This window comes from Rhizobium sp. BK275 (assembly GCF_014193555.1).
In the GTDB taxonomy this organism is placed as follows: domain Bacteria; phylum Pseudomonadota; class Alphaproteobacteria; order Rhizobiales; family Rhizobiaceae; genus Rhizobium.
In genome coordinates, this window is record NZ_JACHZL010000001.1 from 761,580 (window position 1) to 783,450 (window position 21,871).

The window sequence follows — 21,871 nt, forward strand, 5'->3', positions numbered from 1 at the left end:
ACCACACGCCACCTTATCCGGCCATCTGTGCCGGCATGGCAGCCATGTACTCCTCCAGTGATCTCGCCTGCTCCTTCGAAAGACGCAGGCCATCCTTTGTTCTCCGCCAGAGCACGTCTTGCGCGTTTCTGGCCCATTCCTGTTCGATGAGGTAGCGCACCTCTGCCTCGTAGAGATCGGATCCGAACAGCCTGCCGAGATCGTCGATCTTTGCGGCATTGCCGAGAAGCGTGGCAGCCTTGGTGCCGTAGCGGCGGACCAGCCGGCGGGCATGGGGCTCGGCCAGGAACGGATAGCGCGCCTTGAGTTTCGTGACTTCGCCCTCATAGCCTTGCACCGCAAAGTCGCCGCCCGGCAGATGGCTGCCCGCCGTCCACGGCCTGCCCTTGACGCCGATCGCTTCCCCGATCTTTTCCAGCGCATGTTCCGACAGCCGCCGGTAGGTGGTGAGCTTGCCGCCGAAGACATTGAGAAGCGGGGCTTCCCCTGCCTTGCCCTCGACCTTCAAAACATAATCGCGCGTCGCTTCCTGCGCCTTGGAGGCCCCGTCGTCGAAGAGCGGCCGCACCGCCGAATAGGTCCAGACGATATCGTCGGGTCTCACCGGCTCCTTGAAATATTCCGAGGCCGCATTGCAGAGATAGAGCGTCTCCTCCTCGGAAATCTTCACGTCCTTCGGATCGGCAGTGTAGTCGCGGTCGGTGGTGCCGATCAGCGTGAAGTCGGTCTCATAGGGAATGGCGAAGATAATGCGGTTGTCGGGGTTCTGGAAGAAATAGGCGCGCGGTCCCTCGAACTTCTTCCTGACGATGATGTGGCTGCCCTGCACGAGGCGCACATGGTGGGCCTCGTTATGGCCGAAGGCGGAGCGGATGACATGATCGACCCAGGGGCCGGCGGCATTGATCAGCATGCGGGCCTGATGCCGCTCGCTCGTGCCCGTCACCGTGTTGATCGTCTCGATCGTCCAGACGCCACCTTCCTGGGTACCCTTCTCTTGCCTGGCCGACACCACCTTGGTGCGCGGCATGATCAGCGCCCCCTTGTCGGCGGCATCGCGGGCATTGAGCACCACCATGCGGGCATCGTCGACCCAGCCGTCGGAATATTCGAAGGCTTTGGTGAAGAGCGCCTTCAGCGGCTTGGCGGCCGGATCGGTACGCATGTTCAAGACCGCCGTCGGCGGCAAGAGCTTGCGGCCACCGAGATGGTCATAGAGGAACAGGCCGAGGCGGATCATCCAGGCGGGCCGGATGCCCCCCCGGTGATAGGGCAGCACGAAGCGCAGCGGCCAGATGATGTGCGGGGCCATGGCCCATAGGATCTCGCGCTCCATCAGCGATTCCCGCACCAGGCGGAACTCGTAATGTTCGAGATAACGCAACCCGCCATGGATGAGCTTAGTCGCACCCGACGAGGTGCCGGAGGCGAAATCGTTCATCTCGGCAAGCGCGACCGTATAACCACGACCCACCGCATCGCGCGCAATGCCGCAGCCGTTGATCCCGCCCCCAATGACGAAAATATCGTGGATACGGCCCATGTTCCCCCTCGTTGCACCAGGACAGCGCAACGATTCCCCAAACCATTACGAAAGTAAGGATGATTAAATCGAAAATTTTTCGAATGTCAAACGAATGTTTTCCGCCGCAAGAATCAGCGATTTGCTTTCGCCGCTTCGATCAGCACGACGCCGCTCTGTTGACAGATATTGCGGATGGAAGGTGAATCGCATTGGTCGGTGATGAAGGTATGGACCTGCGAAATCTGGCCGATCCGCACTGGCGCGGTACGCTCGAACTTGGTCGAGTCAGCAACCAGGATGACATGCCTTGCATTGGCGATGATCGCTTGCGCAACCTTCACCTCGCGAAAATCGTAATCAAGAAGCGCGCCATCCGGATCGATCGCCGACGCGCCGATCACGGCATAATCGACCTTGAACTGGCGGATGAAATCGACGGCCGCTTCGCCGACGATGCCGCCATCGGACTGGCGCACGACACCGCCCGCAATCACCACCTCAATATGGTCGATTAGCCGTAATCTATTGGCAACATTGATATTATTGGTGATCACCATCAATTCGTGATGATCGGAGAGCGCTTCGCCCACGGCTTCCGTCGTCGTGCCGATATTGATGAAGAGCGAACTGTTGTTGGGAATAAGATCGGCTGCGGCAATGCCGATCGCCTGTTTTTCGCTCGCGGCGATCTGGCGCCTTGCGTCGTAACGGACGTTTTCCGTGCCGCGCGGGAAGGTTGCGCCGCCGTGAATACGCGTCAGGAGCTGCGCATCGCAAAGATCGTTCAGATCCTTGCGGATCGTTTGCGGTGTCACGGCAAACTGCGTTGCCAGATCATCGACCAGCACCCGGCCCGACGTTTTCGCAAGCGCGACGATCTTCCCCTGACGATCCGATAGAAACATGCGCGCCCTCCCTTCGTTTCGCTTTCATCTTTAGCGAAACTTCGGTTCGAGGCAAAGCAATCGCTGCTGGTGCGATCCTTGAGGGCAATCTCACCGTGCGATCAATTTGAATATGATCGAGTGCTGAAATCCCTTTGGATATTGCAAAGCCCGCCCCGCCTCTGCCTTGTTGCATGCTTAATGTGACGTGCGATTCGCGGACCGCGACGGGCGGAGCACGCACGAGGGACAAAAGGAGAGTTCGATGACAGACGCCAAGAGCGGCATTACGGGACTACGGCCGCAGATTACGGTGATTGGCGTCGGTGGCGGCGGCGGAAACGCGATCAACAACATGATCGCCGAGAAACTGGCGGGTGTCGACTTCATCGCCGCCAATACGGATGCCCAGGTGCTGGCAACCTCCAAGGCATCGCGCCGCATCCAGCTCGGTGCCCATGTGACGGAAGGCCTCGGCGCCGGTTCCCTGCCGGAGGTCGGCCAGGCCGCCGCCGAGGAATCGCTCGACGAGATCATGGATCACCTGAGCGGCTCGCATATGTGTTTCGTCACCGCCGGTATGGGCGGCGGTACGGGCACCGGTGCGGCGCCCGTCATTGCGCATGCGGCCCGTTCGGCCGGTATCCTCACGGTCGGCGTCGTCACCAAGCCCTTCACCTTTGAAGGCAATCGCCGCATGAAGATGGCCGAAGCCGGCATCGAGGCGCTGCGCCAGGCGGCCGATACCGTCATCGTCATTCCGAACCAGAATCTTTTCCGCATTGCGGACGCCAAGACCACCTTCGCCGATGCCTTCATGACGGCAGACCGCGTGCTCTATTCCGGCGTGGGCTGCATCACTGACTTGATCGTCAAGGAAGGCCTGATCAACCTCGATTTCGCCGATGTGAAATCCGTCATGCGCGGTATGGGCCGGGCGATGATGGGTACGGGCGAGGCTGAGGGCGAGGCCCGCGCGATGAAGGCTGCCGAAGCTGCAATCGCCAACCCGTTGCTCGACGATATCTCGATGAAGGGCGCCAAGGGCGTGCTGATCTCGATCTCCGGCGGCTCGGACATGACGCTGTTCGAAGTTGACGAGGCCGCCAGCCGCATTCGCGACGAAGTGCAGGACGACGCCGAAATCGTCGTCGGCGCGATCTTCGACCGCAGCCTGGACGGCCGGTTCCGCGTCTCGGTCGTTGCAACCGGCCTTGACGGCGCCGGCCAGGCGGCGGCCGTGCCGGACTATGCGCCGGGACATGTGCAGACCCGCACGCTGCAGTAAGGCGCCGGCTCGAGCGAAAATTGGAAGCTCGTCAAGATGCGTGTGAAGCAGGTCTAGATGAACACTTCCATTGCCTCGTCAGCGGCCCTTATTCCGCTCTCCCAGGCGCCATGCGCTGTCGAAAAGTCGGATTGGTGGGTCGCTTCGCCGGCAAAGAACAGCCGGTTGCCGACCGGGCGCGCGAGCACCAGTCGCGCGCCGGCATGGCCGGGAAGCGCGTGGCTGTAGGAACCGCGAATCCAATCCATGTGGCACCAGGCGGACGCTGCGAAGGGGCGCAGGTGGCGGCGGATGTTGTTTCCAAGAAGTGACGACAGCTGGTCGAGCGCAAAGGCGAAGGCGTCGAGAAGACCGGCCCGTTCGATGACGACGGCGCCCTTTCCGCCGAAGAACCCTTCGACGACCGGGCGACCGAGCGGCCTTATGTAATAGCTGCCGGTCTCGGCATTCCTGGCATCGCCGAGCAGATGGGTTTCCGGTTCGAGGCCATGATTGCCGCTGAGCTCCATGAACAGCTTGTCGGCAAGACCGAGCGGCAGCTGGCCTGCGGCATGCAGGTGATCGTCGACATCAGGATCAAAGGCGATGGTGCCGCGGGAAAGAACATTGGTCGAGACCGTGACGATCGCGGCTCCCGCAGTCACCGGGCCGCGGTCGGTTTCCAGCCTGACACCTTCGCCGGTCAGCGCGACACGGCGCACCGGTGTCGAAAGCCGCAGCGTCACGTCGGGGACGGCGGCGCCGATCAGGCTTCCATAGCCTTCATGCACTCGCCAGTTGGCATTGGTCGCGGCATTGTCGTAAGCGAGGAAATCGGCAACAGACAGCCGCTCCAGCGGCGCGCCGTTCAGATAGCCGCTCAGCGACTGGCAATAGGCGTTCCACTCGCCATTGGGCTCCAGCGCGTCAGAGGCGCGGTCGCTTGGCGGCGGATTGGCCCGCAGCCGCGCTTCGAGCGCCTCCCAGGCGGCAGCGGCAGCCGCCCGTTCATCCGGCGAAAAGCCGAGATCACGCCACTGGCTCTGCCAGGCCGTCGGTCCGCGCTCGATCGTGAAGCCCGCATCCCGGCCGATGGCAACGAGTGGATTGCGCTCTGCCGAGTGCAGCCAGCCGCAGCCCATATCGAGCGGCATGCCTGACAGTTCGATCGTCCAGGCCCGGCCGCCGACGCGGTTGCTGGCCTCGAGAATGACGACCGAGTGTCCGGCCTCAGCCAGTTTTCGTGCCGCGGCAATGCCTGCTGCACCGGCGCCGATAACGGCCACATCGTAGTCCATCGTCACCGTTTCGCTCCGCGCTTCGTCATCACCTTGATAGGCTTAAGTTTTACATGCGAGCCGCACCCGCTTCAATGCGCCCGAAAGCCTGCTACTATGCCGACATGACCTTCTTCGAAACACTCGTTGCCCTGCTCGCCGTCGCCATCCTGCTCCTGCAGATCACCCGGCGCATGCACCTGCCCTATCCCGGCATTCTGGCTGCCGCCGGTGTCGGTGTGGCGATGTTGCCGGGGGCGCCTGTCATCCCGATCGATCCGCCGACGGCGCTTGCTCTGTTCATCGCTCCGGTCTTGGTCGACTCCGCCTATGACTTCCCGATGGGCGCGGCGCGGCGCATGCTGCTGCCGCTGATCTTCTATGCCGTCATTGCCGTTCTGGTCACGACAGGCGTCGTCGTGTCGATCAGCATGCTGACCGTCGGCCTGCCGATCGCAGTAGCCGTCACGCTCGGCGCCATTGTTGCGCCGCCCGATGCTGCTGCAGCGACCGCCGTGCTTTCCAATCTGCCGGTCGATCGCCGTGTCGATGCACTTCTCAAGGGTGAAAGCCTGTTCAACGACGCGACGGCGCTGCTGCTGTTCGGAGCAGCACTCACGGTTCAGGCGCGCGGCGGGCTCGATAGCGCGACCGCACTTCAGATCGGCTTTGCTGCACCCGGCGGCATTCTGTTCGGCATTGTCTTCGGCTTCTTCGTCTCACGGCTTCGGCCAATCACCGAGAATACGGTCGGCGGCACGCTGCTTCAGTTCGTCTATGCCTTTTCGACCTGGCTGATCGCCGAGCATCTGCACCTCTCTGCCGTGCTGGCAACGGTTGCGAGCGCCATGACAATCGCCATGCTGTCGACGGTCGACGATTCCCCGCGCATGCGGGTGCATTCCTTCGCCGTGTGGACGACCGTCGTTTTCCTGCTGAACGTCGTCGCCTTCCTGCTCATGGGCCTGCAGGCCCGCAGCATCCTGGAATCCATGTCCGCTGGCGAGCTCGAGCGAGCGCTCGGTTTTGCAGCCATCGTTGTGGTCGCTGTGATCCTTACACGTCTGGCGATGGCTTTCCTGCTGCACGCATACGTCATCTCACGCCACCGGCGCGGCAAGCTGCTGTCGCCTTTCAGGCATGGGGAGACCTTTCTGGTCGGCTGGTCCGGCATGCGCGGCCTCGTGACGCTCGCTACCGCCTTTGCCCTGCCTGCCGATTTTCCTGAACGGGACCTCGTCGTGCTGACGGCTTTTGCCGTGGTACTGGCAACGCTCGTCATCCAGGGAGCGACACTCGCCCCGATGATCCATTTCCTGAAACTTGGGCGGCAGGCGCAAGTTCAAGACGAACTGGAAGCCGCAAGGCGCTCGCTTGCCGAAGCTGCATTTGAGCGGCTGGAGAAGGAAGGTGGCGCCGAGGCGGAGGCCATCCGAACGATCTGCAAGGATCACTGGACGGTGCCCTCGGAGGCCGGCGAGACCTCGCCGCTCGTACGCCGCCGCAAGCTGACGATCGCCGCCGTGATCGCTCAGCGACAACGCCTCGAGGAATTGCGCGACAAGGATAAGATCGGCGCGACGCAGTATCTCGAATTGCAGGAAGACCTCGACTGGAAGCAGCTCTCGGTCGGCTCCGATGAGGATCGGCGCATTACCGAGAGCTAAGGGTAGCCTGCAGACAAGGGGCGACCGTTGCAGCCGCCCCCAATGCTGCAGCCGATCCCCGTCAATGTCCGCAGCAACTGCCGCTGGCCTTGTCCCCCTGATCGGAAGCGACCGAGCCGTGGTTGTCACGGCTGTGCTCATTGCGGGCAGCGGGGAGGTTCATGGCGATGTTGCTGTCGAAGAAACCATTCGGCTTCAGGGTAAAGCCTGCATATTCCACCGGCATGATCGGAAAATCCTCCGGTTTGCACACATGCGTATGCCCGAAAGAATGCCAGAGCACGATATCGGCGTTTTCGATATTCCGGTTGTTCTCGACATATTTCGGCAGGCCGTCCCCACCTGCATGCACATTCGGATAGTCGCCGGACGCATATTTTTCCTTCGCGTCGAAAGCCGTCACCCAGATGTGCTTCTTGGCAAAGCCGCCGCGCTGAGCAACCGTCGATCCGTCCTGGGCGAGCATCAGGGGACTTGGCATGACCACCATTTTATAGCCGGGCGCATTGCCCACGGAATTACGCTCGTTGGGGTTCTGGACCTTCCAATACCGGCCGGTCTCGCCATTGGCGACGGCGGGACTGTCGAGCTCCCGTTTCAAGATCTTCGTCTTCGCATCGAAGACATTGCCGTAGGGATTGTCCTCTCCCCATGGGCGTGGCTGGAACTCATGCTCAGTGACGGTGTTCCCGCCGCCATCGATATCCATGTGCAGGCGCGCATTGAAGAAATGCTGGTGGGTCGGGCCACCGAGATTGTCGTCGACCATTCCACCCCAGGCATATTTCTGGCCGCCTGCCACAGCCGCGGTCTGAATAATGCCGGTCAGCTTTGCCTCGAGCTGGATGGTGCCGTCCTGATAGAGATACCAGTAGAAGCCATAGTCATAATTGCCGACCGTCGCGAAGAAGGAGATGACGAGACGGCGGGATCTCCTCACTTCGAAAATGCCGTTTCTGAACTCGTAGTGCTTCCAGAGGATCCCAAAATCCTCTTCATGCATGCAGACGGCGTTCTTCATGATCACCGGCTGGCCGAAATCATCGGCCGACGGAATATCGAAATAGTGTATCTGGCCAAGGCAATCGCAGCCGAGCTCAAGGCTGTTGGCGAGCCGTCCCAGCCCATATTCTCCGGCGTCGAAAGCGCTCTTCCAATAGTGGTTGGCGGTCGGATCGGCATAGGGCACGACCATTTCGGTCACCGAGGCACGAAAGATCACGGGACGAAGCTTGCCGCCGTTTTTAATCCCAAGCTCATGCAGGACGAGACCTTCGCGGGGCGTAAAACCGACGCGAAACAACCAATCCTGCCATTGCACCGTCCAGCCGTCGACCGAGAAGCTCGGTCCCTGCGGCTGCACGATGTTGAGCGGCTTTACATCCTGGCGGACGTCGGGAAAGGACTCCTGTCCGTAATTCCGCTTCTTCCTCGGCACCGGAATGACGGTCTCGTCGTCGACAAGATCGACCACTTTATTGCTGATCAGGTCGACAACCGCAACGACCCCTTCGATCGGATGGGCATAGCCGTTGTCGCGGATATCCTCGCGCCAATAGGAGACGGCGCGAACGATGCGGGCGCCCTTTTCAAACTCCCGTCCGAAAAAACCCGAGGAAAACGGGTCGATCTGGACGAGCGGAATATCTTCCTCGGTGATACCGCGCTTCTTGACCGCAGCAATCCAGCGCGGGTCCGATTTGACTGTGGCCTCAACTGTCTCGAACTCGCAAAGCATGACCGGCGGCTGCCCATAAGGCGCTGATTCAAGCAGCAGCCTCTTGTGCTCGACGACAGTTTTTTTTGACAGCTCGACGATCGATTCATGAACCTCGCCCGAGCTGGAATCCAGCGACAGGACAAATGCCAGCCGGGGAAGCTTCCTTCCTTCGCGATGCATGGCCATGTCGGATTTTGTCGGCTCCTCTAGGCGAATGATCGGGAAGCGGATCGATTGCGGCAGTTGCTTTTCGTCCTTCAGAATTGCGACTGCTTCCGAGATCTCGGTCAGGCTCAGCGGGTCGAGCGGATAGGCGAGCGTTTCTACAACGGCGTCCATTGTCAGTCCTTCATGTGCTTTGGGTGGTGGACAGTGCGCATCCGGCTGCGCACTGGGAGGCTCAGCGTCAGCGGCCGGCGCAGATGTCCATTTCGGGCGTGCGATCGCCATGGATGCAGAAGACAGAACAAAATGCGTGTGCTTCTGCCGCCACCAGGATTGTGACTGTCGTCAAAGCCATCAAGATGATCAGCGACATCCGGTCGACGAGGGTCAAAGGTTGAAGTCTCGTCATTCGAATGCCTTCCCGAGCGAAGCATAGAGTTCAGGCTTCACGGTCCTGATGCGCACCGCAAAGGCCGCCCCGATCAGGCCGGTCAGCACCACCACCAGCGGGAAGGATTTCACGATCGCGCTTTCCGATCCCGACAGGAGCGGCAGGTTGATGATGACGAGGATGATTGAGCCGAGGATACCGAGCAGCGCCAGGAGCGGTGCCACCGTCGTGGTCCATAGACTGTAGCGACGCGGCAATCCCCGGAAGAACAGAACGATTGCCACGCAGACGAGGGCCTGGACAGCCAGGATCCCGAGAACGGCCAAAGCGGACATCCAGGAAAAGACGACCGTATAGGGATCGGCACCGGCTGCGACGAAGCAGACAAGCGCGAGGGCGGCAGAGGCGCTCTGGACGGTACCCGCCATATAGGGCGAACCGTGGACCGGATGAACCTTGCCCAAAGCCCTGACCACCAGCCCTTCGCGCCCAAGCGCGTAGAAATACCGGTTCAGCGTGTTGTGGAAGGACAGAATGCAGGCAAAGAGGCTGGTGATCAGCAGGATATTCATCACCTGCGACGACCATTGTCCGAGGATGGTGTCTACAGCGACAAAATAGAAGCTTTCCAGGCCGCTGCCGGCCGTCGCCTGCACCTTCGAAGGGCCATAGAACTGCACGATGGCCCAGGTCGACAGCGCGTAGAAGACGGTGATCAGCAAAACGGCGGCATAGGTTGCGCGCGGGATCGTCTTTTCCGGGTTTTCCGCCTCTTCTCCGAAGATAGCGGTGGCCTCAAAGCCAATGAAGGAGCCAACCACAAAGACGAGCGCCACGCCGAGGCCCGGCGAAAACACGGTGGCCGGGCTGAAGGAGGAGAGGCTGAAACCTTCCGGCCCACCGCCGGTCAGCACAATGCCGATGTCGAGAAGCAGCAGGATTGCCACTTCAGCCAGCATGCAGATCCCGAGGATCGTGCCTGAAAAGGCAATGTTTCGCTGGCCGCAAAGATGGACGGCCACCAGCGCGGCAAAGGACCACGCCCACCATGGAAGTGCCACGATCGATGCCACGGCGCCGCTCATGAAGACACCGAACAATCCGTAGATGGCGATCTGTACCGACGAATAGGTCAGAAGCGCCATCAGCGCACCGCCGACACCGGCCGGCTTGCCGATGCCCTGCGTGATGTAGGTGTAGAAGGCGCCCGTCCCGCCGACATGCCGGCTCATCGCCGTGAAGCCGACCGAGAAGATGAGATACAGGATCCCCGCCAGGACGAAGGCACCCGGTACACCGGGTCCATTGCCGAACGCGAAAGCGGCGGGCGTGGCGCCGACAACGGCGGTGAGCGGCGCTGCTGCCGCCACGACGAAGAAGACGATATGGGCAAGGCCGACGGAGTTTTTCGCGAGGCGATCGGGAGGATTTCCCAAAATGGTGTGCGTTGTCATGAGAACCCCTGTTTTTGATTTTCATCAACACGGTAGCCACGACCGATTGGCCTCAAAATTGCAGTTCATGCCAATGAATCGATAATTTGCGCCATCACTGGCGGCGGGGAACAAAAACATGTCATCTGCCCAGCAAACCGGCACGTCCGCGCAGATATTTGCTTCAATTCGTGCGTCTGTGCTGCTGCCGCTCATCGAACAAATCGACCGGAAATCCGGCAAGGCAGATGTATTGCTCGCCCTTCACGGTCTTCTGCGCAGCCAGCTTGACGATCCCTATGCCATGGTCCCCATGAACCGATATGTGGCGATCTTTGAAGATGCGGCATCGATCGTCGGAGATCCGACGATGGGCGCATTGCTTGGAACCCTGTTCAAGCCGAGCGATATCGGCCCGATCGGCGTGCTCTTTTCGATATCGAGCACGATCCGTACCGGCTTCGAACGATTGGCGAAATATGTGAACACCGTCCAGAGCGGCACCAATTCCGGTGTTTTTCAGGAAGACGGCAATCTGGTCTGGAGCTACCGCCTCGACGATCCCAGGCTCTGGCCGAGACGACAGGACAGCGAGTTCACGCTGGCCGCGTCCTGCCAACTCGTCCGCGCCTGTTTTGCCCGCGGGTGGAGGCCGGTCGAAGTCCATTTTGAACATAGGGCGCCTCGTGATCCGACGACCTTGCAACGGATTTTCCGGGCTCCTTTAAAATTTAGCGAGTCTGCCAATCGCATCGTGGTTTCGGGGCAAGATGCCCGCCGCGTCTACCGCCAGGAACAGCCCGACCTGGCGGCGGTCCTGGAGCGCCATATCGCAGATCTGAGCGGCAGGTTGTTGCAGTCGGATTCGACCGTCGATCATGTCCGATCATTGATCGGGATCTATCTGGGACACAAGCCCATCACGCTCGTCGGGCTTTCGCAGGAGCTCAGCCTTTCGCCGCGAACCTTGCAGCGGCGGCTCTCCGAGCAGGGGACGTCGTTGAGGGATCTCATGCGGGAATATCGCCAAAGTATCCTTGCGCTGCAAAGACAGAATGGCGCAGTCAGAATGAAAGAGCTTGCTCAAGTCCTGGGTTACGCGGACGAGACGGTGCTGTGGCGAGCCCGCAAACATTGGGAATGTATGCAGTAGGCGGCAAACAATGCTGCGGCAGGTCCATAGGGCCAACCGCAGCGATCAAGGAAATTCGGCCCGGCGCCCTCAACGGATGCTAAACGGGAAATATTTCGCGTTGATCGTGTCGTAGGTGTCGTTAGTCTCAATCTCTTCGAGCGCAGCATTGAGCTTGTCCAGCAACTCCTTGTCGGTCGGGCGCACGGCGATGCCGGCTCCGTCACCGAAATATTCCGTATTCTTGATATCTTCGCCCTTGAATGCGCAACAGCTGCCTGCCTTGGTGTTTGCGAGCCAGTCGTAGACTGCCAGCTTGTCTTCCAGGATGATATCGACCTTGCCGTCGGCAAGACCCTTGTAAAGATCCGGAGACGCGTGGAATACGGTCGTCGCGATGCCGCTGTAGAATTTCTTGGCGTAGGATTCCTGGGAGGTTGCTGCCGTCACGCCGAGCCGCAGTTTCTTCAGATCATCGGGTGACGTGCCGGCGATGTCGTCGTTTTTGCGTGCGATGAAGACCGTCGGACTGTCATAATATTTCTGGGTGAAGGCAACCTTTTGGCGCCGCTCTGCGCTCATCGACATCGACGAAATGATCGCGTCATATTTGTTGTCGAGCAGGTTCGGGATCATCGCCGTCCATTCCTGGATGACGAATTCGCACTTCAATTTCGCGGTCTCGCAAAGGGCCTTGGCGATATCCACGTCGAATCCCTGAAGCTGATTATTGGAATCGACATAGTTGAACGGCGGAAATGCGCCCTCGACGGCTATGCGGATACTGTCGTTTTCGGCAGCCCGGACAACAGCAGGCTCAAAAATACCAGCCGCAGCAACGGCCACACAGGCAAATGCGAAGAACTTCGAACGATAGAGAGATCCTAATCGCAACATATCAATCACCTTGATGTAGAGCTCGATCGCCAACCTTGCATCGGCAAGCGTTGCGCAATGAGCAGCCAATCACAAAACGATTAAAAAGCTCATCATTTTCGGCCATTAATTTTGATGCTGCTTGAAAAGCATTTTGTAAACAATCGAGGTCAGTATCAGGGCGCTCGGGAGAAGACTGCGTGCCTGCTGATCCGCCTTTAAGATTATTCGCTCACAGAGCGACCTGGACATCGTCCGGGTCGATACTGGTGCTGCTTGCGATCAGCGGGCTGGCAATTCTTGGCCTGGTGTTCCTGGCTGCTATCTGGGCTGGGAGGGAAAGCGACGCAGCCGCCCTCGATCGACAGCGCCAACTCGTCAACAGCCGCCTTCTGGATCAGGTCCGGCGTGTATCTCAGGATATCCAGCTGATGGGTGCAGGTTATGCTTCGCTGCTGGTGGCGGATTCAGCAACGGCCAGCGGCAAGAGCGAGCGCGCAGGCGCGACATCGGCCGCGACATTCGGCAAGATCGCGACAACGGTATTCGGTTACAACGCGGCGTTCCTCGTGACCCCGGCAGGCGAGCTTGCTCTACAGTCCGATCCCGAAACGAAACGCCGCTTCAAATGGGTGCGTCCGCTGCTTCAGCCGATGATCCAGGATCTGGAAGCAACGCACCATGATGTACCGGGAGGGCCGAGCTCCGATCCGGAACCAAGCCGCGTGGAGCTGATGCGACTTGAGGGCCGCCCTTCGGTCGCGGGCGTCGTTTCGGTCACGCGCTCGTCGAAAGTGGATCCCCGGAAAGGAAATGACGGCAACAGGCTCTACCTCGTGGCGTTCCGCTTCCTCGACGGTGTCACGCTCGATACGCTGAGCCGCGAACAGGGACTGGCCGGCGCTCGTTATGCCCGCACCGCGGATCAGGAGCAGAATGAAGTCGCGTTCGAAATCGAGGCGACGGCGTCAGGCGACCCTATCGGCTTCATCATCTGGAGGCCGGATCTGCCGGGCTCACGCGTCATCGGCAGGCTTGTTCCCGTGCTCTCCGTGGCCGGTCTTGTCATCGCAGGCCTCTTCTTCGCCTTGATGGGCCGTTTGCGCGGCAGCCTCAGAGAACTCAGCGCCAGCGAACATCATGCGCGGCATCTTTCGCTGCACGACGTATTGACGGGTCTGCCGAACCGGGCGCTCTTTGCGGCCCGTTTCGAGCAATGCCTTGCGGCCATGAAATCGCCTGGCGAGCGCGCCGTCCTTGCCCTTGTCGATCTCGACAAATTCAAGGAAGTGAACGACATTCATGGGCATGCCGCCGGTGATGAGCTGCTGCGCGGCGCCGTCGACAGGATGAATGCCCTGATCGAATCAGGCGACACGCTTGCAAGGCTCGGCGGCGATGAATTCGCGCTGCTTCTTCCCGATGTCAGGGAGCGCGACGATAGCTGCATCCTCGTCTGCAACGCCATTATCGAGGCCCTGAGCAAGCCGTTCCAGCTTCGTGGCGGCGACGTCGTCGTCCGCATCGGATGCTCGATCGGTATCGCTGCCTTTCATGACGCGACCCAAGCGACCAGCGAGGTTTTGCGGCGTGCGGACGTTGCCCTTTACGAGGCCAAGACCAACGGGCGAGGCCGCCTGGTCGAATATGATCCGTCCCTGGATCACCGGGTGGAGGCACGCGAAAGCCTCAAGAACGACCTTCGCCTCGTGCTGGAAGACAGCGCAGGTTTGCCCGATATGGCGGACAACTCCCGCACCAGCGCCGTCGGCCAATTGGAAGTCTTCTTTCAGGGCGTGCATCGTGCCGACGCGCATGGGAACCTTTCGGGCGCCGAGGCTCTCCTGCGCTGGCGCCATCCGATCCAGGGACTGCTGTCACCAGACAAATTCATCCCGATCGCCGAGGAGGCCGGTATGATCGATCAGCTTGGCGAATGGGTGCTGAGGAATGCCGCAAAGGCGGCCACGAACTGGCCGGCCGATATGTCGGTTGCCGTCAACGTTTCGCCCTCGCAAATCCGGCGTCGGGACTTCGACCGCCACGTGCTCTCCATCCTGACCGAAACCGGCCTGCCGCCATCGCGGCTGGAACTGGAACTGACGGAAGCCGCACTCTTCAACATCGATGAAAATGCTCAAGGAACGCTCGGCAAGCTTCGGTCGCAGGGGATCCGGATTGCGCTTGATGATTTCGGCACCGGCTTCTCGTCGCTGAGCCACCTCATTCAATTCAACATCGACCGGATCAAGATCGACCGCTCCTTCGTGCGGTTGCTGGGAACACAAGCCGAGGGTGCGGCCATCGTTTCGGCGATCCTAGGTTTGAGCCGCACGCTTGGAAAAGCGACGACGGCCGAAGGCGTCGAGACCGAAGGGCAGAGAGACTTTCTCGTCGCGGCCGGCTGCAACGACCTGCAGGGTTTCCTGTTCTCCCGCCCCATGCCCCCGGCTGAGTTCCTCTCTTCGTTGCGCTCGACGGAAGCGGTAAGGTCAACAGCGGTATCCTCGTCGCACGGCTGACGGCCAGCCCTCACTGCCGCCTGCCGATCATCCAGACGAGATAGGGCGCGCCGGCGAAAGCAGCGAAGAGGCCAAGCGGCAGTTCGTAGGGGAAGGTCGCAGTACGGGCGCCGAGATCGGCGATCACCATCAGCACAGCACCTATGACGGCCGAAGCGAAAAGCCTGCTGCCCGCTTTTTCGAAGCCGGCGCGGTGAGCGATATGCGGTGCCATCAGGCCGACGAAGCTCAAGGGACCGACGAGCAGCGAGGCAGCCGCCGTGGCGATGCCCGCCGTCAACACCATCATTGTGCGGGCGCCGACCAGGGGCAGGCCGAGCGCGAGCGCAGTCGGCGCACCGAGCGGCAGGATCACCAGCCAGCGCGTGAAGATCAGGCCGATTGCGAGGATGACGATGGTGAGACCGGCAAGGAAGGCCGCCGTTTCCGGCGTGGCGGCCGCAGCCGAGCCGCCGAGCCAGGCGAGGATCTGCCAGGCGCGCTGATCGCCGACGGCAAGAAGAGCGCTCAGGATCGCCGAGCTGAAAGCACTGACAGAAATGCCTGCGAGCAACAGGCGCTCGGGCGGCAGATGCCGGCGGGCGGCAAAAAGCGCGACGATGACCAGCACCACGATTGCGCCGCTGCCGGCACCGAGGAAGAGCGCGGGCGCGCCGGCATCGGCTGAGAAGCTTAAGGCAACGGCATAACCGACGCCGGCACCGCCGCTGACACCCAGCACTTCAGGGCTTGCCAACGGATTTCCGGTGAGGCGCTGCAGCATGGCGCCCGCCATGGCGAGCAGGCCGCCGGCAGCGGCCGATGCCAACAGACGTGGCCAGCGGGCCGGGAAAAGCTCCCAGAAAAGATCGCCGCTGAGCAGCGTCCATCCATCGGGCAGGCGCGCAACGCAGAGGGCCGCCCAGACGAGTGGCGGCAGCAGGCAGAGGATGAGGGCGAGCCGTGACAGGGGCGCCCGTGCGACGAGGACGCTATCGGGCGGCTGCGGCGACTCGACGGCGCGCACCTGCGGCAGCAACCAAAGCAGCAACGGTCCGCCGATCAAGGCCGTTACCGATCCCGTCGGAAAGGTCTCGCCGGCCGAGGAGGCGATCAGTTGCACGATACCATCGCAGAACCAGAGCAACAGGCCGCCGGCAATCGGTGAAAGAAGCAGGATGCTGCGTGTCGTGCGCACACCGAGCAGGCGCACGAGCGCGGGTGCGGCAAGGCCGACGAAACTGACGAGGCCGACGGCAGCAGCAACGCCCGCGCTCAACGCTACCGCAACGCTTGCGACGGCAATACGCGTACCCGCGAGCGCCACGCCGAGCGAGCGGGCACTGCTGTCGCCGAGGCCGAGCAAGGTGAACGGACGCAGGAGCAGGAGCGTGACGGCGAGGCCGAGCAGCAGCTCGAGGCCGAGGGTTGTCGTCGTCGACCAGTCCTGCTGGCTGAGCGAGCCGCCGTTCCAGGTCACCAGCGACATCAGATACTCGCCCTGCGAGAGCGTCATCGCCGCCGAGAGCGCACTGCAGGTAATGCCGACGAGCAGGCCGGAGACCGCCATGGTGATGGGTTCGAAGGCGCGCCGCCAACCGAGCAGAAAGACGATAGCGGTGGCTGCCGCCGCGCCCGCGAGCGCCACGAAAGCGCGGTAGCCGTCGAGCATCTCTGGCAAGAACAGCGTCGCCGTGACGATCGCGAGCTGCGCGCCGGAGGAGACACCGAGCGTCGAGGGATCGGCGATGGGATTGCGCAGCAGACGCTGCAACAGCGCGCCGGCAAGCCCGAGCGCGGCACCGGCGAGGATCGCGACTGCCCCGCGCGGCAGGACGGCATAGGCGAAAATGATCTGCTGCGTCGTCATCTGCCCGGGATCAAATGGCAGAGACGGCCAGTCGGCAAAGGGCAGATGGTTCAGTGCTGTCAGAAGAAAGAGGCCGGCGGAAACGGCAAAGGCTGAGAGCGCGACAAAGAGTGCGGCGGGTCTGATCACGGCGTCTCCCCTGACGACAGCATCGCCGCCTTGAAAAGCCGGGTGAAGCGGGCGGCGGCCAAGATGCCGCCATAGGGATTGATATTGCCGAGCATCAGCACGCGGCCGTCCCGTACCGGCTGCAGCGATTGCCAGATCATGCTGTTCTTCAGCCCATTGCGGGCCTCGACCGGGATATCGGAGATGATGACGATCCTCGCATCCGGCTCGGCAGCGAGGTTTTCGATCGGCACCGGAGCGGCGAACGTATAGCGCGAGCGATCCGCCCAGGCATTCGGCAGGCCGAGACGACCGAGGATATCGCCAAACATGCTGTCGACGCCGAAGACGCGCACATGCCTGGCGTCGCCAATATTGACCAGATAGGTCGGCCGCGACGCAAAGCCCTGCAGGCTGAGGCGTGTCTCCTCGACAAGGGCTGTCTGTTGCGCGACCACCTCGCGGCCGCGGTCCTCAACACCCAGTTCCCTGGCAAGGGCCGAAACGGCGTCGACAGCCTTCTGATAGGGCGGCTCACCCCTGTTATAAAAGGGCAGCGACAGGACAGGCGCAATCGTCCGGAAGCTCGCCTCGAACCTGACATAGAAGGGCGAAATCAGGATGAGGTCCGGGCGCAGCAGGCGCAAAAGCTCGAGATTCGGCGATCCGCGCAGGCCGAGATCGGCGACGCTCTTGTCCAGCGCCGGCTCGACCGCATCCTTGCGGAACTGCACGAGCTCGGTCGCGGCGATCGGCATGACGCCGAGTGCTACAAGCGTTTCGAGCATCGCCCAATCGATCGCGGCAATGCGCTTCTGGCCTGCTGCGACGGTTTTGCCCGGAATGGCCAAAGCCGTCAGCAGGGCAAGTGCCTGCCGACGGCTGAAGCCTCGTCCCTGTGCCGCTCGATAGTCTCTCACCATTGAAAGGTCAGCTTGCCCATCACCGTTCTGCCATCGCCATAGGTGCAGCCGAAGGAGCTGCAGCTTGCAACATAATCCTTGTCGGCGAGATTCTTGAAGTTCAGCGAGGCCGTCATATCGTCCTTCTTGTAGTGGAGAGCTGCGTCGAAGAGGGTCACGGCGTCGAGATCGAGCGTATTCTTGGTATCGCCGTAGCGTTGGCCGACATAACGCACGCCGCCGCCGAGGCCGAAACCTTCAAGCGTCGTATCCTCGGAGAAAGTATAGTCGAGCCACAGGCTTGCCGCATGTTCAGGCACGTTATCAGGGCGATTTCCGTTATCGACGCCGCCGACGATTTCGGCCTGCATGTACGCGTAGGCGGCGCGCAGGTCGAGCCCATCGGCAAGGCTGGTCACGCCTTCGAGTTCCACGCCCTTGACGTCAACTTCGCCGATCTGACCCGTCGCCGTGCCGCCACCCGGCAGGGCAAAGGTCGTTAGCACGTTCTTCTGCTTGAGGTCATAGGCGGCAACAGTGAAGAAGCCGTCCCAGCCCTCCGGCTGATATTTGACCCCGATTTCCACCTGCTCGCCGGTCGTCGGCTGCAGTGGTCCGCCGGTCGCAGGCACCGGAACCGGCTCGAAGGAGGTTGCATAGCTGATATAGGGGGCGATGCCATTGTCGAAGACATAGCCGAGGCCGGCCCGCCCAGTCAGCTTCTGATCGTCCTTGTCGAGAGGGCGCGACGCGCCGTTCAGCCGGTTGGTCGATGTTCCCTCTGTGCTCGCCCAGTCCTGGCGAAGGGCTGCCGTTGCGCGCCAGTTCTCATAGGCGAGCTCATCCTGCACATAGATGCCGACCTGCGTCATGGTGGAATCGACATAGGTGCTGAGCGTTGGCGCAATCAGATTGACGGAGCCGTAGACCGGATTGAAGGCGTCGAGCGGGGTGGCGCGCCAGAACTGCGTGCCGACATTGTTGCCGTAATAGCGGTAGTCCAGACCGAACAGCATCTTGTGCCTGATATCGCCGGTGTCGAATTCCGCAAGCAGGTTGTTGTCGACGTTGAACGTGTTCAGCAACTCGTCCTGGATGGTGGCATTGCGGTTGATCGTCCGACCGCCGGTAAGGCCTATCGTCGACATGCCGAGAGCCTGATAGTTCCAGTCGAAATTCTGGTAGCGAAGATTCTGGCGGAAGGTCCAGGTATCGTTGAGGCGGTGTTCCAACTCATAACCGATATTGGTCAAGGTCCGGTCCGAGGTGTCGAAGCTCTTGTCACCAACGAAGAAGTCCCGTGACAGGCGATTGGCGTCCGATGCGTTGAGCGTGAGTTGCGGCGGCAGGCTGGACGGCGTGCTCGGATTATCGTGCTGGATGCTCGTCAGGATCGTCAGCTTGGTGTCTTCATCGGGCTGCCAGGTCAGCGCCGGCGCGATGAAATAGCGGTCATTGTCGAGTTCGTCGACCTGTGCCGAGGCTGTTCTTGCGAGGCCCGTCAGGCGATAGGCGAAATTCGGATTGCCGGGCATGATGTCGCCGAAATCGAAATAGGTACCGTAGGTATCGTAGCTGCCAGCCTGAACGCCGACTTCGCCGAAACGCTCGAAGACCGGCCGCTTGCTGATGAGATTGATCATGCCGCCGGGATTGCCCTGGCCGTACATGACCGATGCCGGCCCACGCAGCACTTCGATGCGCTCAAGCTGATAGGGATCGACGGCGGGAGCGCCCGATGTCCGCATCATGCGAAGTCCGTTCAGGAACTGCGACTGGCGGCTGTCGAAACCACGGATGCGCGGGGAATCGAAGCGCGGATCGGCGCCATAGGGCTCGCCGACGACACCAGGCACATAATCCAGCGCCTGGCCGACGGTTTCGGCATCCTGCGATTTCAGCTGGTCGGCCGTCAGCACCGATATGGATTGCTGGGTTTCGAGAAGCGGTGTGCCGGTCTTGGTGGCCGTCGCGCTGTTCCTCGCGACGAAACCTTTCACCGGAGCCGTCGGATCCTCATCGGCACCGCTGATGACGATCGGGGCGAGCGTGGTCGGATTAACGTCCTGGGCAAACGCAGACAGCGGCGCCAGAAGCGCGCCCGCGAGAGCCGTAGTCGAAGCGAAATTGCGCAAGCGAAGAGAACCAGTCATCGGGAGCCCGTAATATGCCGTAAAACTGGATTTTTCTAATCATGTTATTTTTGAGAGGTCCAATAAACCGGGCTCGAATTTTTCATAAGCATGGATTATGAAACCGGCGAAACGTCATAGATTTGAATTCTTCTAGGAGAGCGTGATGGCGCTGACCGACCCCGGCTTCGAACTCAGGCATCTGAGGTATTTCGTAACACTGGTCGAGGAGCGGAATTTCGAGCGCGCCGCCGCCCGCCTCGGTATTGCCCAGCCGGGTCTCAGTCAGCAGATCATGAGCCTGGAGAGGATCGTCGGCACACCGCTGCTGGACAGGAGCCGCCGTGCAGTCCAACTCACGCATTCGGGCGAGATCCTGTTCCAGGAGGCGCGCAAGGTCCTGGCGCAGACCGAGGCGACGGTCGCCGCTATCCGCCGCGCGGGCCGCGGGGAAAGCGGGCGCATCTCGATCGGCTATGTGGCGTCTGCCGCCTATTCCGGCGCCGTCGTCGGCTCGATCAGGGATTTCAAACGCGATTACCCCTATGTCGAGGTCGAGTTGCAGGAAATGGAGCTGCGCCAGCAGTTGCAGCGTATTGCCGACGGCCTGCTCGATTTCGGCTATATCCGCGCGCCGGCGCCGATCCCGCCGGGTGTCTCTGTGCAGGTCGTGTTGCGCGAGCCGCTGGTCGCCATGGTTCCCGCTGACCATGAATTTGCAGAACGCGCCATCGATACGCTTGCCCATTTGACGAGCGACATATTCATCACCCCACGCCAGCCGCCGGAAATCGGCTTTCACCGCAATACGTTGCAGGCTTGCCGGGAGGCCGGGTTCGAACCATCCGTCAAGGCGATCGCGCACGACTTCACCGAGATCGCCGCTCTCGTCGGCATCGGCATCGGCATCGCTCTCGTGCCGCAATCCATGAGCCGCGTGGAACTGCAGGATATCCACTACAGACCGCTCGCCGGCGTGACGGTGACGTCCGATGTGGCAATCGCCTATCGCAAGGGCGAAGGTTCGCCAGCGACCAAGGCCTTTATCGCGCGGCACCGGCAGAAGATTGACCGCCCGGCTTTGGACGAGATAATCAACGAACCGCCGTCAGGCGAACCATCTGAGACGATCCTATCTGCATTGCGTCGTTCGCCGCTTGTCGGGTCTGAACTCGATCTGTTACGACCGGAAGAGAAAGGACGTAAAATCGATCCGTGACGCAGTCCACCATTGTATCAGATCCTCGCTTGTCTTACATTGTCTTACATCCTGAAGGAGGCAAGCAATGTCGAACGCCAGCCAATCAGAATCTGTCACTCTCCGGGTGCCTTCCGACGTGATTGCAGAAATCGAAGCCATCGCAAAAGCAAGCGATCGATCCCGCAGCTACATCATCGTTCGCGCCCTGCGGACGTATCTCATGAACGAGGGGGCCGACATCCTCGCCGCGATCAAGGGCCGCGAGCAGATCGCGGCCGGAGAGTTCGAGAATATGGATGATGTGATCGCGGACATTGACAGGATCGTTGGCGGAAAAGCTGCGTGACTGCCGTACGGCTTTCCAAGGATGTCGCCAGCTATATCCGCCGCGAAGGCGAGTATCTGCGGAAACTTAACCCTGCCGCAGCCCGAAAGTTTGTGCTCGCGATCAAGAACGCGAAGCGGACACTGTCCGAATTTCCTCAATCCGGGAACCGGATGCACGGCGGCCTGCAGATTACCGGGAGCCTGACGCTGGTGGTCGGGGATTATCTGCTGGACTACCTCTATGATGGCGATAGCGTGGACGTGATCCTGATCCGCCATGGACGGATGCTTGCACCGACGCCGGATCTCGACGTCGACAGCGATCTCTGATTTCAACATACATCGATCGATCCTTCGCGGCGTCCGAGTGCGGACCTGACCACGCGTTCGATCCTTCATGACAATTGCACGACACAAATGGAACAAGGGTGGAAACGCTTGTAACCCGCCTGACATTGGTGGGCTCTAAAGAGGCGGCATGAGCATTGCCTGC

General features: G+C 61.1%; 16 protein-coding genes and 1 pseudogene. 7 read left to right on the forward strand and 10 right to left on the reverse strand.

The features are described from left to right. Positions 1 to 13 precede the first annotated feature (13 nt). The gene (gene glpD / locus FHT82_RS03440; RefSeq protein ID WP_183726325.1) at positions 14 to 1,543 is read right to left on the reverse strand and encodes a glycerol-3-phosphate dehydrogenase; all 1,530 of its coding nucleotides are present in this window, start codon (positions 1,541 to 1,543) and stop codon (positions 14 to 16) included. Between the two features lie 113 nt (positions 1,544 to 1,656). Beyond that, the gene (locus FHT82_RS03445) at positions 1,657 to 2,430 is read right to left on the reverse strand and encodes a DeoR/GlpR family DNA-binding transcription regulator (RefSeq protein ID WP_183726326.1); all 774 of its coding nucleotides are present in this window, start codon (positions 2,428 to 2,430) and stop codon (positions 1,657 to 1,659) included. 244 nt (positions 2,431 to 2,674) lie between these two features. On the opposite strand from FHT82_RS03445, the gene ftsZ reads away from it, so the two are divergent. Then, positions 2,675 to 3,697 (forward strand): cell division protein FtsZ, encoded by a 1,023-nt coding sequence (ftsZ, locus tag FHT82_RS03450; RefSeq protein ID WP_183726328.1) that lies wholly within the window; start codon positions 2,675 to 2,677, stop codon positions 3,695 to 3,697. A gap of 53 nt (positions 3,698 to 3,750) precedes the next feature. Here the strand turns inward: ftsZ and FHT82_RS03455 are convergent, their stop codons facing one another. Continuing rightward, positions 3,751 to 4,974, reverse strand: a complete 1,224-nt coding sequence (locus FHT82_RS03455) for an NAD(P)/FAD-dependent oxidoreductase (RefSeq protein WP_183727261.1) — start codon at positions 4,972 to 4,974, stop codon at positions 3,751 to 3,753. Positions 4,975 to 5,078: 104 nt separating this feature from the next. Here FHT82_RS03455 and FHT82_RS03460 point away from each other — a divergent pair, with 104 nt between their 5' ends. Then, positions 5,079 to 6,620 (forward strand): cation:proton antiporter, encoded by a 1,542-nt coding sequence (locus FHT82_RS03460; RefSeq protein WP_183727263.1) that lies wholly within the window; start codon positions 5,079 to 5,081, stop codon positions 6,618 to 6,620. A 61-nt stretch (positions 6,621 to 6,681) separates the two neighbouring features. Here FHT82_RS03460 and FHT82_RS03465 read toward each other — a convergent pair whose 3' ends face one another. The 3 genes from FHT82_RS03465 to FHT82_RS03475 form a co-directional block, all read right to left on the reverse strand. Further along, the gene (locus FHT82_RS03465) at positions 6,682 to 8,679 is read right to left on the reverse strand and encodes a primary-amine oxidase (protein ID WP_183726330.1); all 1,998 of its coding nucleotides are present in this window, start codon (positions 8,677 to 8,679) and stop codon (positions 6,682 to 6,684) included. A 67-nt stretch (positions 8,680 to 8,746) separates the two neighbouring features. Continuing rightward, positions 8,747 to 8,914, reverse strand: a complete 168-nt coding sequence (locus tag FHT82_RS03470) for a hypothetical protein (RefSeq protein WP_183800235.1) — start codon at positions 8,912 to 8,914, stop codon at positions 8,747 to 8,749. Next, the gene (locus tag FHT82_RS03475) at positions 8,911 to 10,350 is read right to left on the reverse strand and encodes an APC family permease (protein ID WP_183726332.1); all 1,440 of its coding nucleotides are present in this window, start codon (positions 10,348 to 10,350) and stop codon (positions 8,911 to 8,913) included. The genes FHT82_RS03470 and FHT82_RS03475 overlap by 4 nt, the downstream gene beginning before the upstream one ends. 118 nt (positions 10,351 to 10,468) lie before the next feature. Between FHT82_RS03475 and FHT82_RS03480 the strand changes: the two genes are divergently transcribed. After that, positions 10,469 to 11,482 carry an AraC family transcriptional regulator gene (locus tag FHT82_RS03480; protein ID WP_183726334.1) on the forward strand — a complete coding sequence of 338 codons (1,014 nt, stop codon included), beginning with the start codon at positions 10,469 to 10,471 and terminating at the stop codon, positions 11,480 to 11,482. Positions 11,483 to 11,551: 69 nt separating this feature from the next. Here the strand turns inward: FHT82_RS03480 and FHT82_RS03485 are convergent, their stop codons facing one another. After that, positions 11,552 to 12,358 carry a transporter substrate-binding domain-containing protein gene (locus tag FHT82_RS03485; RefSeq protein WP_183726336.1) on the reverse strand — a complete coding sequence of 269 codons (807 nt, stop codon included), beginning with the start codon at positions 12,356 to 12,358 and terminating at the stop codon, positions 11,552 to 11,554. Between the two features lie 248 nt (positions 12,359 to 12,606). On the opposite strand from FHT82_RS03485, the gene FHT82_RS03490 reads away from it, so the two are divergent. After that, positions 12,607 to 14,859 (forward strand): EAL domain-containing protein, encoded by a 2,253-nt coding sequence (locus FHT82_RS03490; protein WP_348647574.1) that lies wholly within the window; start codon positions 12,607 to 12,609, stop codon positions 14,857 to 14,859. 10 nt (positions 14,860 to 14,869) lie between these two features. Here the strand turns inward: FHT82_RS03490 and fhuB are convergent, their stop codons facing one another. The 3 genes from fhuB to FHT82_RS03505 are packed head-to-tail and all read right to left on the reverse strand — an operon-like array spanning position 14,870 to position 19,871. Further along, positions 14,870 to 16,834 carry a Fe(3+)-hydroxamate ABC transporter permease FhuB gene (gene fhuB, locus FHT82_RS03495; protein WP_183727265.1) on the reverse strand — a complete coding sequence of 655 codons (1,965 nt, stop codon included), beginning with the start codon at positions 16,832 to 16,834 and terminating at the stop codon, positions 14,870 to 14,872. Continuing rightward, a complete protein-coding gene (locus tag FHT82_RS03500; protein ID WP_183726340.1) occupies positions 16,834 to 17,739 on the reverse strand; it encodes an iron-siderophore ABC transporter substrate-binding protein in 906 nt (301 codons plus the stop codon). The genes fhuB and FHT82_RS03500 overlap by 1 nt, the downstream gene beginning before the upstream one ends. Then, positions 17,733 to 19,871: a TonB-dependent siderophore receptor gene (locus FHT82_RS03505; RefSeq protein WP_183726341.1), complete on the reverse strand. Its 2,139-nt coding sequence runs from the start codon at positions 19,869 to 19,871 to the stop codon at positions 17,733 to 17,735. Before FHT82_RS03505 ends, FHT82_RS03500 begins: the two co-directional genes overlap by 7 nt. 145 nt (positions 19,872 to 20,016) lie before the next feature. Between FHT82_RS03505 and FHT82_RS03510 the strand changes: the two are divergent. The 3 genes and pseudogenes from FHT82_RS03510 to FHT82_RS03520 form a co-directional block, all read left to right on the forward strand. Then, positions 20,017 to 20,901 (forward strand): annotated as a pseudogene (locus FHT82_RS03510) (LysR substrate-binding domain-containing protein); the annotation flags it as partial. A gap of 235 nt (positions 20,902 to 21,136) precedes the next feature. Then, on the forward strand, positions 21,137 to 21,397 hold the full coding sequence (locus FHT82_RS03515; protein WP_183726342.1) for a ribbon-helix-helix protein, CopG family: 261 nt from the start codon (positions 21,137 to 21,139) through the stop codon (positions 21,395 to 21,397). Next, complete coding sequence (locus FHT82_RS03520; RefSeq protein ID WP_183726343.1) at positions 21,394 to 21,708, forward strand: type II toxin-antitoxin system RelE/ParE family toxin; 315 nt, start codon at positions 21,394 to 21,396, stop codon at positions 21,706 to 21,708. The genes FHT82_RS03515 and FHT82_RS03520 overlap by 4 nt, the downstream gene beginning before the upstream one ends. The last annotated feature ends 163 nt before the right edge of the window (positions 21,709 to 21,871 follow it).

What these genes read in the sequence shown, in the direction of transcription:
- ftsZ (WP_183726328.1), top strand. Translation starts at nt 2,675, where the DNA reads ATGACAGACGCCAAGAGCGGCATTACGGGACTACGGCCGCAGATTACG.
- FHT82_RS03505 (WP_183726341.1), bottom strand. Translation starts at nt 19,871, where the DNA reads ATGACTGGTTCTCTTCGCTTGCGCAATTTCGCTTCGACTACGGCTCTC.
- FHT82_RS03455 (WP_183727261.1), bottom strand. Translation starts at nt 4,974, where the DNA reads ATGGACTACGATGTGGCCGTTATCGGCGCCGGTGCAGCAGGCATTGCC.
- FHT82_RS03445 (WP_183726326.1), bottom strand. Translation starts at nt 2,430, where the DNA reads ATGTTTCTATCGGATCGTCAGGGGAAGATCGTCGCGCTTGCGAAAACG.
- FHT82_RS03475 (WP_183726332.1), bottom strand. Translation starts at nt 10,350, where the DNA reads ATGACAACGCACACCATTTTGGGAAATCCTCCCGATCGCCTCGCGAAA.
- FHT82_RS03460 (WP_183727263.1), top strand. Translation starts at nt 5,079, where the DNA reads ATGACCTTCTTCGAAACACTCGTTGCCCTGCTCGCCGTCGCCATCCTG.
- FHT82_RS03485 (WP_183726336.1), bottom strand. Translation starts at nt 12,358, where the DNA reads ATGTTGCGATTAGGATCTCTCTATCGTTCGAAGTTCTTCGCATTTGCC.
- FHT82_RS03480 (WP_183726334.1), top strand. Translation starts at nt 10,469, where the DNA reads ATGTCATCTGCCCAGCAAACCGGCACGTCCGCGCAGATATTTGCTTCA.
- FHT82_RS03515 (WP_183726342.1), top strand. Translation starts at nt 21,137, where the DNA reads ATGTCGAACGCCAGCCAATCAGAATCTGTCACTCTCCGGGTGCCTTCC.
- FHT82_RS03470 (WP_183800235.1), bottom strand. Translation starts at nt 8,914, where the DNA reads ATGACGAGACTTCAACCTTTGACCCTCGTCGACCGGATGTCGCTGATC.
- glpD (WP_183726325.1), bottom strand. Translation starts at nt 1,543, where the DNA reads ATGGGCCGTATCCACGATATTTTCGTCATTGGGGGCGGGATCAACGGC.
- FHT82_RS03465 (WP_183726330.1), bottom strand. Translation starts at nt 8,679, where the DNA reads ATGGACGCCGTTGTAGAAACGCTCGCCTATCCGCTCGACCCGCTGAGC.
- FHT82_RS03500 (WP_183726340.1), bottom strand. Translation starts at nt 17,739, where the DNA reads ATGGTGAGAGACTATCGAGCGGCACAGGGACGAGGCTTCAGCCGTCGG.